Source organism: Aminobacter sp. P4_D5 (genome assembly GCF_056401815.1).
Window position 1 is genome coordinate 15,129 of the sequence record NZ_JBFUIP010000075.1, and the last position, 12,781, is coordinate 27,909.

Genomic DNA, 12,781 nt, shown 5'->3' on the forward strand with positions numbered 1-12,781 from the left:
GAGGCGTATTCGCTCGGGCAGACGCGGCTTGCGCTACCCGGGATGTACCGGCAAATCGCCTCGTGCCCAGCCTTCGGTGATCTCCGCCGAACGATCGACGAACTGCCCGGCCTCGATCGCCGCGCGGATGTCACTCATGAGCTGCTGATAGTAGGACAGGTTATTCCAGGTCAAAAGCATCGCGCCCAGCGACTCGCCCGACTTCACCAGATGATGCAGATAGGCGCGGGAGTAGGCGCGTGCGGCCGGGCAATCGCTTTCCTCATCGAGCGGACGCGGGTCGTCGGCATGGCGCGCGTTGCGCAGGTTGACCTTGCCGCGACGGGTATAGGCGAGGCCGTGGCGGCCGGCGCGGGTCGGCATGACGCAGTCGAACATGTCGATGCCGCGCGCCACCGATTTGATGATATCGTCGGGCGTGCCGACGCCCATCAGATAGCGCGGCTTTTCCGCAGGCAGTTCCGGGCAGGTGATGTCGAGCATATCGAGCATGACCGCCTGCGGCTCGCCGACCGCCAGACCGCCCACAGCATAGCCCTTGAGGTCGAGCCCCTTCAGCGCCTGGGCAGAGCGCACGCGCATGTCAGGGATGTCGCCGCCCTGGACGATACCGAACATCGCCTTGCCCGGCTGGTCGCCGAAGGCTGTCTTGCAGCGCTCGGCCCAACGTAGCGAAAGCTCCATTGCGCGCTCGATTTCCTTCGGCGTTGCGGGCAATGCGGTGCACTCGTCGAGCTGCATCTGGATGTCGGAATCGAGCAGTCCCTGGATCTCGATCGAGCGTTCCGGTGACATTTCGTAAGCAGCGCCATCGATGTGCGAGCGGAAGGTCACGCCCTTTTCGCTGAGTTTGCGCAGCTTGGACAGCGACATCACCTGGAAACCGCCGGAGTCGGTCAGGATCGGATACGGCCAGCGGGCGAATTCGTGCAGGCCGCCAAGCCGGGCCACCCGCTCGGCACCTGGCCTGAGCATCAAATGATAGGTGTTGCCCAGGATGATGTCGGCGCCGACGCCGCGCACCTGGTCCATATACATCGCCTTGACCGTGCCGCCGGTGCCCACAGGCATGAAGGCCGGCGTGCGGATGGTACCGCGCGGCATGGTGATTTCGCCGCGCCGCGCCTTGCCGTCGGTGGCAAGTACGTTGAACTTGAACTCTTCACTCATCGGTCGTTCCTGAACAGCAGGCTGGCATCGCCATAGGAATAAAAGCGRTAGCCGCTGGAAATGGCGTGCGCATAGACTTCATGCATGCGTTCGAGCCCGCAAAAGGCCGATACCAGCATGAACAAGGTCGAGCGCGGCAAATGGAAATTGGTCATCAGCGCATCGACGAATTTGAAGCGGTAGCCGGGTGTGATGAAGATGTCGGTCGGGCCAGACCATGCGGCGATGGTGCCGTCGGCGCGCGCCGCGCTCTCCATCAGCCGAAGCGAGGTGGTACCGACAGCGATGATGCGGTTGCCCCGTGCCTTGGCCGCGCTCAGCGCCCGCGCGGTCTCTTCGGAGACATGCCCGATCTCCGAATGCATCTTGTGCTCGGCCGTATCGTCGGCCTTGACCGGCAGGAAGGTGCCAGCACCGACATGCAGGGTCACGAATTGGCGTTCGACGCCCTTGGCGTCCAGCTGGGCAAACAGCTCAGGCGTGAAATGAAGTCCGGCAGTAGGGGCTGCGACAGCGCCCTCCTCCCTGGCATAGACCGTCTGGTAGTCCTCACGGTCGCGTGCATCGTCGGGACGTTTCGAAGCGATATAGGGCGGCAGCGGAATGTGTCCCACCGCGTGCAGCGCCTCGTCGAGTGCGGCACCCGAGAAATCGAAGGCCAGTAAAGCCTCGCCCGCCTCGCCCTTTTCGATCACCATGGCGTCGAGCTGGCCGATGGCGCAGACCTCGCCGCTATGGCCGAAATGAATGCGGTCGCCGACGGCAACCCGCTTGCCGGGCCGCATGAAGGCGAGCCAGCGGTCGGGACCAACGCGCATATGCAGCGTTGCGTCGACATGGGCCGAGGCCTCGCCGCGCACGCGTGTACCCTTGAGTTGCGCCGGGATCACGCGCGTGTCGTTGAGCACCAGCACGTCGCCCGGTTCAAGCAGTGATGGCAGGTCGATAACGCTCAGATCAGCGAGCAGTTCCGCGGGCCGCACCACCAGCATGCGCGCAGAATCGCGCGGTTCGGCCGGGCGCAGCGCGATCCGTTCTTCGGGAAGCTCGAAATCGAAAAGGTCAACACGCATCAGTAGATACGGATCATCATTGCTCCAGCGAGCAAAAGCATGGCACCGACGATGCGGCCCATGGAGATTTCGCGGACGGCCACGCCAAGATAGCCGGCCCTGTCAACAAGCATTCCAGCCAACAATTGCCCCGCAACCAGAAATGCCATCAGTGCCGCAGCGCCGATGCGCGGCGTCAGCAGCACCGAACTCGTGACATAGACCGCGCCGAGCGCGCCGCCGGCCACGAATAGCCAGGGCGCGGGCGCGCGCCAGTCGATGGCAACACCCTGCGCCCGCGTGGTCACCAAGGTGACGATGCCAAGCACGACCGCGCCGGCGAGAAACGAAATCGCAGCCGCCGCGACGGGCACACCGAGCCCACGCGCCAGCTGCGAATTGATCGGTGCCTGAATGGCAATGAAGGCGCCCGCCAGCACGCCGAGAAGCGACCAGAGAACGCCCGTCATTGCATATTACTCCGCGATATCCGCAGCGACCTTCAGCGACACGATCTTGTCGGGATCCTGCACCGGCTCGCCGCGCTTGATCTTGTCGACATTTTCCATGCCTTCGATGACCTGGCCCCACACCGTGTACTGGCGGTTGAGGAAACCGGCATCGTCGAAGCAGATGAAGAACTGTGAGTTGGCCGAGTTCGGGTTCTGCGAACGCGCCATCGAGCAGGTGCCGCGGGCGTGGTTCATGTTGGAGAACTCGGCCTTCAGGTCAGCCTTGTCCGAACCGCCCATGCCGGCGCGGCTGGGGTTGAAGTCCTTGCCACCCGACTTGCCGAACTTGACGTCGCCGGTCTGCGCCATGAAGCCGTCGATGACGCGGTGGAACACGACGCCGTCATATGCGCCTTCGCGTGCCAGTTCCTTGATGCGGCCGACATGGCCGGGCGCCAGGTCCGGCAGAAGTTCGATGACCACTTTGCCCTTGGTGGTTTCCATGATCAGCGCGTTTTCGCGATCCTTGATCTCGGCCATGATGAATAATCCTCTTTTCGTTTTAGGTTTACTTGGCGTCCGCAGCGATGCGGACCTTGATCATGCGGTCGGGGTCGCTGACGGACCCGTTGTCAGCCGCATTGCCTTTCTTGATGCCGTCGACAAGTTCCATGCCCTTCTCGACGTCGCCGACGATGGTGTATTCGCCGTCGAGCGAGGATGCGGTGTCAAACATGATGAAGAACTGCGAGTTCGCCGAATTCGGGTCCTGCGAACGCGCCATGCCGACGACGCCGCGCTTGAAGTTCTCCTTGGAGAACTCAGCCGGCAGGTCGGGCAGCTTCGAGCCGCCGGTGCCGGCGCGGGCGGCATTGTAGCCGTCCTTCATGTCGCCGAACTCGACGTCGCCGGTCTGGGCCATGAAGCCGTCGATGACACGGTGGAAGGCGACATTGTCATAAGCGCCTTCACGCACCAACTCCTTGATCTGGGCGACATGCTTGGGTGCCAGGTCGGGGCGCAGCGCCACCGTCACGTCGCCACCCTTGAGCGTGATGATCATCGTGTTCTCCGGCTCAGCGGCAAAGGCCGCAACCGATCCGGCCAGCAGGCCGGCGAGGACAACGAAGGACGAGGCAAGCTTCCTGAGCTGCATTTTCCGATACTCCGAAATTATTTCGCGAATTTGGCCGTAAGCGCACCGGCGACTGCCGCTGGTACGAAAGGACGGATGTCGCCGCCCATCGAGGCTATCTGGCGGACAAGTGTGGCAGTAATCGTGCGAACCGAAGGGCTCGCGGGCAGGAAAACCGTCTGCAGTTCCGGCGCCATGGTCTCGTTCATGCCCGCCATCTGCATCTCGTAGTCGAGGTCTGTGCCGTCGCGCAGGCCGCGGATCATGATCGAGGCGCCATGCTTGTGCGCCGCATCTATCACCAGCCCGTCGAAGGCGACGACCTTGATGCGGCCGCCATCTTCGCCGAATTCGGCTTTCGTCGCTTCTTCGATCAGCGCCACGCGTTCTTCGAACGAAAACAGCGGCTTCTTGCCGGGGTGAATGCCTATTGCAGCATAAACGACGTCGGCCACAGCCAGCGACGCCTTGAGCACGTCGAGATGGCCGTTGGTGAGCGGGTCGAAGGACCCGGCGTAGATGGCAATGCGATCAATCATAGGCTGCTTCTAGAACATCGGCGCCGAAGGTGGAAGCGCACTTTGCCGCCACGTGACCCTCTTGGGGCCGGCGATTGGTTTACGAAATGAATGCGCCATGAACGGCAATTTCAGGATCAGTTCAAGCGGATGTGAATAAACCATCTCCATAGTCGATGAAACCAAACGGCGTCTCGTCCGTTGTTTCGAGCAGGAGGACAGCGCCATGATGATCTATTTGCTCGCCACCGCCATGACCGTAGCCATGCTCGTTGCCACTGCTTTCAGCCTCCATCATGAGGCACATCGCGTTCGCACCAAGGTGCAAACCTCGCGCATCCAACTTCCCGGCTGGCGCAACCCGCGCACCCCGCTTTGAACAGTTTCTGCCCCTCCAGGCAAAAGCGGCGCCTCGGCGCCGCTTCTTTCTCTTCCTAAGTGTCCCGGCCTAACGCCTTGAACAGCAAAGCTGCTCGGCGTGGGCTAAGATAAGCTTTCTTCGCTCGCCGGGGCATCGCCATTGGATGCTTCGTCAGCCTCGTCCTCGCCTTGCGGCTCGGAAATCCGCTCGACGGAAACCACCTTTTCGCCATCAGCGGTATTGAAGATGGTCACGCCCTTGGTGGCGCGGCTGGCAAAGCGAATGCCCTCGACCGGCACACGGATCACCTGGCCGCCATCCGATACCAGCATGATCTGGTCGTCGCCGCCGACTGGGAAGGTCGCAATCAGCTTGCCGATTTCCGCTGCCTTCGACACGTCGGTGGCGCGAATGCCCTTGCCGCCGCGGTTGGTCAGGCGGAAATCGTATGACGACGAGCGCTTGCCATAGCCATATTCGGTGACAGTCAGCACGAACTGCTCGTGCTGGGTCAGGAACTGGTAGCGTTCTTCGGAAATGTCGGCTTCTTCGCCGACTTCCTCGTTGGTCAGCGCGATCTCTTCGTCTTCCCCAGCAACAGCGCCTGCGGCCAGTCGCCGCTCGGCAACCGAACGCTTGAGGTAGGCGGCGCGTTCCGCCGGGCTCGCTTCGACATGCTCGATGACCGCCATCGAGATAACGCGGTCGCCCTCGCCCATGCTGATGCCGCGCACGCCAACTGAATTGCGGCTCTGGAACACGCGTACGTCGTCGACACGGAAGCGGATGCACTGGCCGGAATCGGCGGTCAGAAGCACATCGTCATTGTCAGTGCAGGTTTCGACGCCGAGGATCTCGTCGCCTTCTTCCTCCAGCTTCATGGCGATCTTGCCATTGCGGTTGACCTGGACGAAGTCCGAAAGCTTGTTGCGGCGCACCGTGCCGCGCGTGGTCGCGAACATCACGTCGAGTTCGGCCCATTGCGCCTCGTCCTCGGGCAGCGGCATGATCGTTGTGATGCGTTCGCCCTGTTCGAGCGGCAGCAGGTTGATCAAGGCCTTGCCGCGCGATTGCGGATTGCCGATCGGCAGGCGCCAGACCTTTTCCTTGTAGACGATGCCGCGCGAGGAGAAGAACAGCACCGGCGTATGCGTGTTGACCACGAACAGGCGGGTGACGAAATCCTCGTCCTTCGTCGACATTCCCGAGCGGMCCTTGCCGCCGCGGCGCTGAGCCCGGTAGAGCGACAGCGGCACGCGCTTGATGTAGCCGGAATGGCTGACGGTGACGACCATGTCCTCACGCGGGATCAGGTCCTCGTCGTCCATGTCGGCGCCGCCGTCGGTGATCTCCGTGCGGCGCGGCACTCCGAACTCGTCGCGCACGGCAATCAGCTCGTCCTTGACGATCTGCTGGATGCGGGCGCGTGACGACAGGATGTCGAGATAGTCGGTGATCTCGGCGCCGATCTTGTTCAGCTCGTCGGCGATTTCGTCGCGGCCAAGTGCCGTCAGGCGCTGCAGGCGCAGCTCGAGAATGGCACGGGCCTGCTCTTCCGAAAGATTATACGTGCCATCTTCATTGATGCGGTGGCGCGGATCTTCGATCAGCTGAATCAGCGACTCGACATCGGATGCCGGCCAGCGTCGCGTCATCAACTGCTCGCGCGCCGTCTGCGGATCGGGCGCGGCACGGATAAGCTTGATGACCTCGTCGATATTGGCAACGGCGATCGCCAAGCCGACCAAGACATGCGCGCGGTCGCGCACCTTCTTGAGCAGGAACTTGGTGCGCCGGCTGATCACCTCTTCGCGGAAGGTAACAAACGCCCTCAGCATGTCGAGCAGCGTCAGCACTTCCGGCTTGCCGCCGTTGAGCGCCACCATATTGGCGCCGAACGAAGTCTGCAGCGGGGTGAAGCGATAGAGCTGGTTGAGGATGACCTCGGCGTTGGCATCGCGCTTGAGCTCGATGACGACGCGGTAGCCCTGGCGGTCGCTCTCGTCGCGGATGTCGGAGATGCCTTCGATGCGCTTGTCGCGCACCAGTTCGGCCATCTTCTCGATCATCGTCGCCTTGTTCACCTGATAGGGAACTTCGGTGATGATGATCGACTCGCGGTCGCCCGCCCGCTGCTCGATATTGACCTTGCCGCGCATGATGACCGAGCCGCGGCCGGTCGAATAGGCATTGTAGATGCCCGAGCGCCCAAGGATCAGGGCGCCGGTCGGGAAGTCCGGACCGGGAATGATCTCCATCAGGTCGGGCAGGTCGATCGCGGGGTTTTCCATGACGGCAATGGTGCCGTTGCAGATCTCGACCAGGTTGTGSGGCGGGATATTGGTCGCCATGCCGACGGCGATGCCGCCSGCGCCRTTSACCAGCAGTGCTGGAAAGCGTGCCGGCAGGACGCGTGGCTCGCTGCCCGAGGCATCGTAGGTGTCCTGGAAATCGACAGTATCCTTGTCGATGTCCTCGAGCAATTCGTGCGCGACCTTGGTCAGGCGCGCCTCGGTGTAGCGCATCGCTGCGGGCGGATCGCCATCGATCGAACCGAAATTGCCCTGCCCGTCGATCAGCGTCACGCTCATCGACCAATGCTGCGCCATGCGCACCAAGGCGTCATAGATCGAAGCGTCGCCATGCGGGTGATATTTACCCATCACGTCGGCGACGGGGCGTGCCGACTTCACATATTTGCGGTTCCAGTGGTAGCCGCTCTCATGCGAGGCATAGAGGATGCGGCGATGCACCGGCTTCATGCCGTCGCGCACGTCGGGCAACGCCCGGCTCACGATCACGCTCATGGCGTAATCGAGATAGGAGCGCTGCATCTCCTCGATGATGGAAATCGGCTCGATGCCGGAGGGACCGTCAGGTCCGCGCGGTGATTTCTGGTCGGTCAACTTTGATCACGCATGTTAGGAATCATTTGCTCCTTATATAGGAATGGCCTGCGAATGACCAATTTTGGGCGCGCTTTTCCAACGTTGATTTAACACTAGATATCAAAAGGATAGCCGCCGGGACATGATCCGCGACAGTTAGTCCGTCAGCTCTGTTGCCCTTTGGATGCGCATCACACATCAATCATGCGCAATGGCACTGGCGCCGCGGACGCGCTCGGGTTAGCCTGCTTTCGCCGGGGAGATGCCGAATGCCGCTTTTCGACACTGTTTTCAATGCCTTCGTCACCATCCTCGTAACCATCGACCCGCCAGGCCTAGCGCCGMTGTTTTTGGCGGTGACGCGTGGCATGAATCGCGACCAGCGCCTGCAGGTCTCGGTGCGGGCAAGCATCATAGCCTTTATTGTGCTCGCCATCTTCGCCGTGGCAGGCAAGGTCATCCTCACCGTCTTCGGCATCACGCTGCCGGCCTTCCGTGTGGCGGGCGGGTTCTTGTTGTTCTTCATCGCTTTCGAAATGGTTTTCGAAAAGCGGCAGGACCGCAAGGAGAAGATCTCGGATGTCGCGATCACGCGTGACCACATCCACAACATCGCCGCCTTCCCGCTCGCCATTCCGCTGATCGCCGGCCCAGGCGCCATTTCGGCCACTGTGCTGCTCTCCGGCTCGTTCCAGGGATGGGCTGGGCAAGCGGCGCTCGTGCTCATCATCCTCGCCTGCCTGGCGGTGACTTACCTGGTGTTCATCCTGGCTGAGCGCATCGACCAGTTTCTCGGCCAGACCGGCCGTTCGATCCTCACCCGCCTGCTCGGCGTCATTCTCGCAGCACTCGCAGTGCAGTTCGTCGCCGACGGCATCAAGGAACTGGCGGCGATGTAGGTTGCCGCCGAACGAACTCTTGGCCCAGCGAGACAGACGATTTCACMGAGGCGATCGCCTTGTACAGATTCATCGGCTTTCGTGATTGTCCTGCCTGCAACGACTATCCGGGCGAACCGATCAGACCAACTCCTTCGCCTTCTTCCACTTGCGCAACCGGCCGCGCGCATTCTCGTAAGGCGACGACGTGTTGAACTGGATCATCCGGCCCATCGTGTATTTCTCGTACCACGGCGAGCCATACAGCTCAGTGTCGCTGTAGCCTTCCACCAGCGCCACGATCTGCGCCTTGGCATCGGCAAAACGCTCCAGCAGCGCTGGCAACGGCAGCTCCGCATAGTCGCTATAAAACTTCTGCGCCAGTTTCCCGAGTTCGTTCCACTTGAAGCCCGTCTCCGGAAAATCGACGCTTTCACCGGCACGCTTACGCGCATGCCATTTGAGTACCAGCTCGTTCCAGCCAATGAGATACGAGACCAGGTCGCGGACACTCATCATCGTGCCCTTTGCGTGTCCCTCCAGGGTCTCATCCGTGGCGAGATGCTCCGGTATGGTCGCAAGATCCCGCGCCAGCCTGTCGTAGTCGGAGTTGATGGCCGAGAGCAGCTCGGCCTTGTTCTGCGGGATTGTCATATCTTGCCCTTGCCGCCCCGGTGGCCACGGACAGCGTCACCTTGGCCGCTACAATGATGCGGATTGCGGTCCAAGTTCAGTTCGATGATGAAGCCGGTTTCGCGATATTTGCGCCGTCGCCATTCTGCGCTGTCAGACGCTGGGCCAGAAGATCGTAGGCGACGTAGTACTTGTAGATGTTGCTGACATACTGGACGGTTTCGCGGCCGACGATCTCGGCCGCCGAATGCTCGACATTGCCGAACCAGACATTCGGGTCGAGCCCCATGTCCTTTGCCTTGGATCTGAATTTCCGCAAATTCGCCGGGCCGGCGTTGTAGGCGGCAAACGCCAGCAGCACCCTGTCCCGCGGCGCGACACCCTCGTCATCGACATAGGTGTCGATCAGGTGGCGGAGGTATTTGGAACCTGCCTCGACATTCCTGTCCTCATCCGTGTCGATGCCCGAGATGTTGATCGACTTGTCAGCAGCGGTCGACGGCAGCAATTGCATGATGCCGACCGCACCACGCGGGCTCCGCAATGATTGATTGAGCTGCGACTCCTGGTAGCCCTGCGCCATCAGCAGCACATAGTCGAAGGAATAAGCTCCGCCATATTTGCGGAAGATCTCGACTAGCGTCTTGAATTTCTCGACATCCGCCGGCGCATAGGCGCGCTTCAGCATCTTGTCGCTCTTGTAGTAATTGTTTCGGATGATATTGCCGAAAGTCGTTCCGATCCGATGCGTCTTGATGAAATCGTCGAGCACGGATTTGAGTTTGGGGCTGTCCTTGCGGATCGCCCAGGCGATCTGGTCATGGTCCGAAATGACGATGTCTGAGCGTACCGCGATATCGGTAAAAACCTTCGCCCAGATATCGGCCTTGTGCTTGTCGATGACGGTCCAGCTCAACAGGCCGGCATTGACCATCTCGAGCAGATCTTCATCCTCCAGATTGTCGTCGATCGGCTTGATGTGAATGGGCTTGCGGCCATTCTTCTCGAAATCCGCATTCAAGGCCGCCAGGTGCTCGTAATAGCTGCTGGAGAGCCGAACCCGAATTTCTTGCCCGGCGAGATCGGCGATAGACGCGATGGCAGGAGCTGCCGGACCGGTGACAAGGACTTCGCTCGCCTCGCCATAAAGCGGTTCGGTGAAATCCACCTGCGACAGGCGTGCCTGGGTGACAGTGAGGTTTGCCATGACGATATCGCCGAGCCCTTCTTCGAGCGCTGGCAAAAGGCGATCACGCGGCAAGGGAACAAAGCCGACCCGGATCTTGTCGACCTCTTTCTTCTTGCCCTTGTTGAGCTGCTGTTCCAGCGCCCGGCCAAACTCGACGGCGGTTCCGAACTGCTGCCCCCGATCGACAAAATAGATCGTCTTGCTGAACGGCACGATGATCCACACCATCCGACGCTCAGCCATTCCATCGAGATCACCGAGATGTTTGGAGACAAGCGGAGGCCGCGCGGGATCGTTCGACTGCGCCAGGCCCGTCGTTATCGACGCCACAAGCAAGGTCAAAAAGCCAACGACAACGGCGCACAGCGTCTTTGCGCTGCGCGCGCTCAAAGCCCACCCATCAACCATACACGCCCCCACGGATCGTGGCCCAATCGAGAACCGCGCGGCTGTCAAATACAGCCCTGATGGCACCGCCCAGGTGCCGAAAGCCCCGTCAAAACCGCCGGCTATCTTGCCGGCATCACATATCCTTCACCGAAGGCGCGCGCCAATCGAGAGGTGGTTGACCCACAACTGCACTCTGGCTGACGGCCAACGGCATTACACCCGCAGCCCGAGCTCGCCGGGTGTCCGATCAGCTCGAAGCCCATCGCACACCCGAGCGGTTKTCATCAAAACGGGATTTCGTCGTCGAGATCGCGCGACGAACCGCCGCCCTGGCCGCCACTGCGGCCACCGCCGCCGCCCGAGCCGCCGCGACCGCCGCCGTAGCTGTCGGTCGGGCTCGACTGGCCGAAGTCGGAACCACGTCCGCCGCCACCGCCGCCATAGCCACCACCACCTTGGCCGCCGCCATAACCGACCTGGCCACCACCGCCACCGCCGCTGTAGCCGGCATCACCACCTTGGCCGCGCGCATCGAGCATCTGCAGCTCGCCGCGGAACTTCTGCAGCACGATTTCGGTGGTGTAGCGTTCGATGCCGTCCTTCTCCCATTTGCGGGTCTGGAGCTGGCCTTCGATGTACACCTTCATGCCCTTTTTCAGGTACTGCTCGGCGACCTTGGCGAGGTTGTCGTTGAAGATGACGACCTGATGCCACTCGGTCTTTTCCTTGCGCTCGCCGGAATTCTTGTCGCGCCAGCTTTCTGACGTCGCGATGCGCAGGTTGACCACCGGCTCGCCGGAATTGAGCCGGCGGATTTCAGGGTCAGCACCCAGATTGCCGACCAGAATGACCTTGTTGACGCTACCTGCCATGACACCGCTCCGCGCTCGTCCGAAACCAATTCCAAGAAAATATGAGGGCGCACATTAGCCCATCGCCTACAAGCATGCGCGCCCGCCAGCGGAAAAGCACATGCTGTCCACAAATAGTTTTGTTCCTTTTTTGTTCTAGCGGCAATAGCGATAAATGGCAAGCGTCCCTGGTGCATCCATTCGCTGGCGTCAACAGTTCCTGCGGATTAGATTTCCAGATCCTCGAACAAAAACATGTCGACTCCGCCGGTTGCGAAGCCTTGAACGTCCTTCGCTGCTGCTTGCCCGTTGGGGCTCGCAAAAGCGTGTTGAATGGCAGCAAGATCGTCGAACTGCAGGGTTGCGACCAAATGATAGTCCGAGGGGCCGTCCGGCGTCGCAATTGGACCTTGGCTGATTTCGTATTTTCGCAGACCCGGGATCGTCTTTGCGATCGGAATGTGCGTTTCGAGGTAGTGCCTGTCGAACGCCTTGGCATCCGTCGGTGTCTTGTACATCACAATCAATTTGGCCATCTTTGCTTCCCCTTGATTGCCTGACGTCAGGGGAGTGTCGCATGTGTCCGCGTCGCAGGAAAACGAAATGCGCCTGGAATGCACCCAAGGTCGAACGGTGTTTTCGTACAAACGAAAACGCTCAATTGGCTGGCCGAGCCGGCGCCACCGCTGTCGCGCAAGCCGTGCTTCGTGACCACGCCAGCGGCGAAGCACTGTTTCGGTCGCCGAGAAGTTCAAAATCAACGAAGCGATCTTGCGACAGCTTCTGTTGCCCGGTTATTCAGCGATATTTAACAGGCTGACGCTACCCATTTGGCCATCGTGGGAGAGTGGGCGGCAGTTGGGCGATGATCTCAGAAGATGTTCTTGATGCGGCTTTGAGAGATCTGTTCGAGCTGTCACCGGTGCCGTTTTCGATTTCCACCACCGACCACAACTCTCGTTACATCAAGGTGAACCCGGCCTATCTCCGCATGATTGGGCGTACGTGGAACGAGATTGACGGACAACCTCTCGGGGTCGACCTGCCCTATTCGATCGACGATCCGGCTCGCGGCGAGAGGATGAAGCTGCTCGAAACGCAGGGCTTTTACGAGCTCGCTGAAGTGGAAATGCAGCACTCGAGCGGGCGTATCATACCGACGCTCATAAGTGCGCAGCGGCGACGGATTGCCGGGGATAGCTTCGACATCGAGATCCTTCTCGACAACTCCGAACGCAAGACGTTCGAGCAGGCGATCTTGCAT

At 60.9% G+C, this 12,781-nt stretch carries 14 protein-coding genes; 3 read left to right on the forward strand and 11 right to left on the reverse strand.

The window, feature by feature from the left end:
* Positions 1-33: 33 nt before the first annotated feature.
* From tgt to coaD, 6 genes are read right to left on the reverse strand one after another with little or no spacing between them, the layout of a single operon-like run.
* A complete protein-coding gene (gene tgt / locus AC1DWF_RS17255; protein WP_476787543.1) occupies positions 34-1,170 on the reverse strand; it encodes a tRNA guanosine(34) transglycosylase Tgt in 1,137 nt (378 codons plus the stop codon).
* Positions 1,167-2,243 carry a tRNA preQ1(34) S-adenosylmethionine ribosyltransferase-isomerase QueA gene (queA, locus tag AC1DWF_RS17260; protein WP_476786821.1) on the reverse strand — a complete coding sequence of 359 codons (1,077 nt, stop codon included), beginning with the start codon at positions 2,241-2,243 and terminating at the stop codon, positions 1,167-1,169. The genes tgt and queA overlap by 4 nt, the downstream gene beginning before the upstream one ends.
* Positions 2,243-2,692 (reverse strand): DMT family transporter, encoded by a 450-nt coding sequence (locus tag AC1DWF_RS17265; protein ID WP_476786822.1) that lies wholly within the window; start codon positions 2,690-2,692, stop codon positions 2,243-2,245. Before AC1DWF_RS17265 ends, queA begins: the two co-directional genes overlap by 1 nt.
* Before the next feature lie 6 nt (positions 2,693-2,698).
* The gene (locus AC1DWF_RS17270) at positions 2,699-3,214 is read right to left on the reverse strand and encodes a peptidylprolyl isomerase (protein WP_476786823.1); all 516 of its coding nucleotides are present in this window, start codon (positions 3,212-3,214) and stop codon (positions 2,699-2,701) included.
* Positions 3,215-3,242: 28 nt separating this feature from the next.
* Positions 3,243-3,830: a peptidylprolyl isomerase gene (locus tag AC1DWF_RS17275; RefSeq protein ID WP_476787544.1), complete on the reverse strand. Its 588-nt coding sequence runs from the start codon at positions 3,828-3,830 to the stop codon at positions 3,243-3,245.
* A 17-nt stretch (positions 3,831-3,847) separates the two neighbouring features.
* Positions 3,848-4,348 carry a pantetheine-phosphate adenylyltransferase gene (coaD, locus tag AC1DWF_RS17280; RefSeq protein ID WP_476782386.1) on the reverse strand — a complete coding sequence of 167 codons (501 nt, stop codon included), beginning with the start codon at positions 4,346-4,348 and terminating at the stop codon, positions 3,848-3,850.
* A gap of 205 nt (positions 4,349-4,553) precedes the next feature.
* Here coaD and AC1DWF_RS17285 point away from each other — a divergent pair, with 205 nt between their 5' ends.
* A complete protein-coding gene (locus AC1DWF_RS17285; protein WP_476782385.1) occupies positions 4,554-4,706 on the forward strand; it encodes a hypothetical protein in 153 nt (50 codons plus the stop codon).
* Between the two features lie 104 nt (positions 4,707-4,810).
* On the opposite strand, the gene gyrA is transcribed toward AC1DWF_RS17285, so the two are convergent.
* On the reverse strand, positions 4,811-7,594 hold the full coding sequence (gyrA, locus tag AC1DWF_RS17290; protein WP_476841870.1) for a DNA gyrase subunit A: 2,784 nt from the start codon (positions 7,592-7,594) through the stop codon (positions 4,811-4,813).
* 251 nt (positions 7,595-7,845) lie between these two features.
* Between gyrA and AC1DWF_RS17295 the strand changes: the two genes are divergently transcribed.
* Positions 7,846-8,475: a MarC family protein gene (locus AC1DWF_RS17295; protein WP_476841871.1), complete on the forward strand. Its 630-nt coding sequence runs from the start codon at positions 7,846-7,848 to the stop codon at positions 8,473-8,475.
* A 120-nt stretch (positions 8,476-8,595) separates the two neighbouring features.
* Here AC1DWF_RS17295 and AC1DWF_RS17300 read toward each other — a convergent pair whose 3' ends face one another.
* The 4 genes from AC1DWF_RS17300 to AC1DWF_RS17315 form a co-directional block, all read right to left on the reverse strand.
* Positions 8,596-9,108, reverse strand: coding sequence for a ClbS/DfsB family four-helix bundle protein (locus AC1DWF_RS17300; protein ID WP_476782382.1), 513 nt, complete (start codon positions 9,106-9,108; stop codon positions 8,596-8,598).
* Positions 9,109-9,184: 76 nt separating this feature from the next.
* Complete coding sequence (locus AC1DWF_RS17305; protein ID WP_476787546.1) at positions 9,185-10,666, reverse strand: MltF family protein; 1,482 nt, start codon at positions 10,664-10,666, stop codon at positions 9,185-9,187.
* Between the two features lie 284 nt (positions 10,667-10,950).
* Positions 10,951-11,538, reverse strand: coding sequence for a single-stranded DNA-binding protein (gene ssb / locus AC1DWF_RS17310; RefSeq protein ID WP_476782380.1), 588 nt, complete (start codon positions 11,536-11,538; stop codon positions 10,951-10,953).
* A 206-nt stretch (positions 11,539-11,744) separates the two neighbouring features.
* Complete coding sequence (locus AC1DWF_RS17315; RefSeq protein WP_476841872.1) at positions 11,745-12,053, reverse strand: EthD family reductase; 309 nt, start codon at positions 12,051-12,053, stop codon at positions 11,745-11,747.
* A 329-nt stretch (positions 12,054-12,382) separates the two neighbouring features.
* Between AC1DWF_RS17315 and AC1DWF_RS17320 the strand changes: the two genes are divergently transcribed.
* Positions 12,383-12,781 (forward strand): PAS domain S-box protein (locus AC1DWF_RS17320; RefSeq protein ID WP_476841873.1); only part of this gene is annotated, 399 nt, incomplete at its 3' end.

Coding starts and splice junctions, on each gene's coding strand:
- coaD (WP_476782386.1), bottom strand. CDS start 4,348: ATGATTGATCGCATTGCCATCTACGCCGGGTCCTTCGACCCGCTCACC.
- tgt (WP_476787543.1), bottom strand. CDS start 1,170: ATGAGTGAAGAGTTCAAGTTCAACGTACTTGCCACCGACGGCAAGGCG.
- AC1DWF_RS17285 (WP_476782385.1), top strand. CDS start 4,554: ATGATGATCTATTTGCTCGCCACCGCCATGACCGTAGCCATGCTCGTT.
- AC1DWF_RS17275 (WP_476787544.1), bottom strand. CDS start 3,830: ATGCAGCTCAGGAAGCTTGCCTCGTCCTTCGTTGTCCTCGCCGGCCTG.
- AC1DWF_RS17265 (WP_476786822.1), bottom strand. CDS start 2,692: ATGACGGGCGTTCTCTGGTCGCTTCTCGGCGTGCTGGCGGGCGCCTTC.
- AC1DWF_RS17315 (WP_476841872.1), bottom strand. CDS start 12,053: ATGGCCAAATTGATTGTGATGTACAAGACACCGACGGATGCCAAGGCG.
- AC1DWF_RS17270 (WP_476786823.1), bottom strand. CDS start 3,214: ATGGCCGAGATCAAGGATCGCGAAAACGCGCTGATCATGGAAACCACC.
- ssb (WP_476782380.1), bottom strand. CDS start 11,538: ATGGCAGGTAGCGTCAACAAGGTCATTCTGGTCGGCAATCTGGGTGCT.
- AC1DWF_RS17300 (WP_476782382.1), bottom strand. CDS start 9,108: ATGACAATCCCGCAGAACAAGGCCGAGCTGCTCTCGGCCATCAACTCC.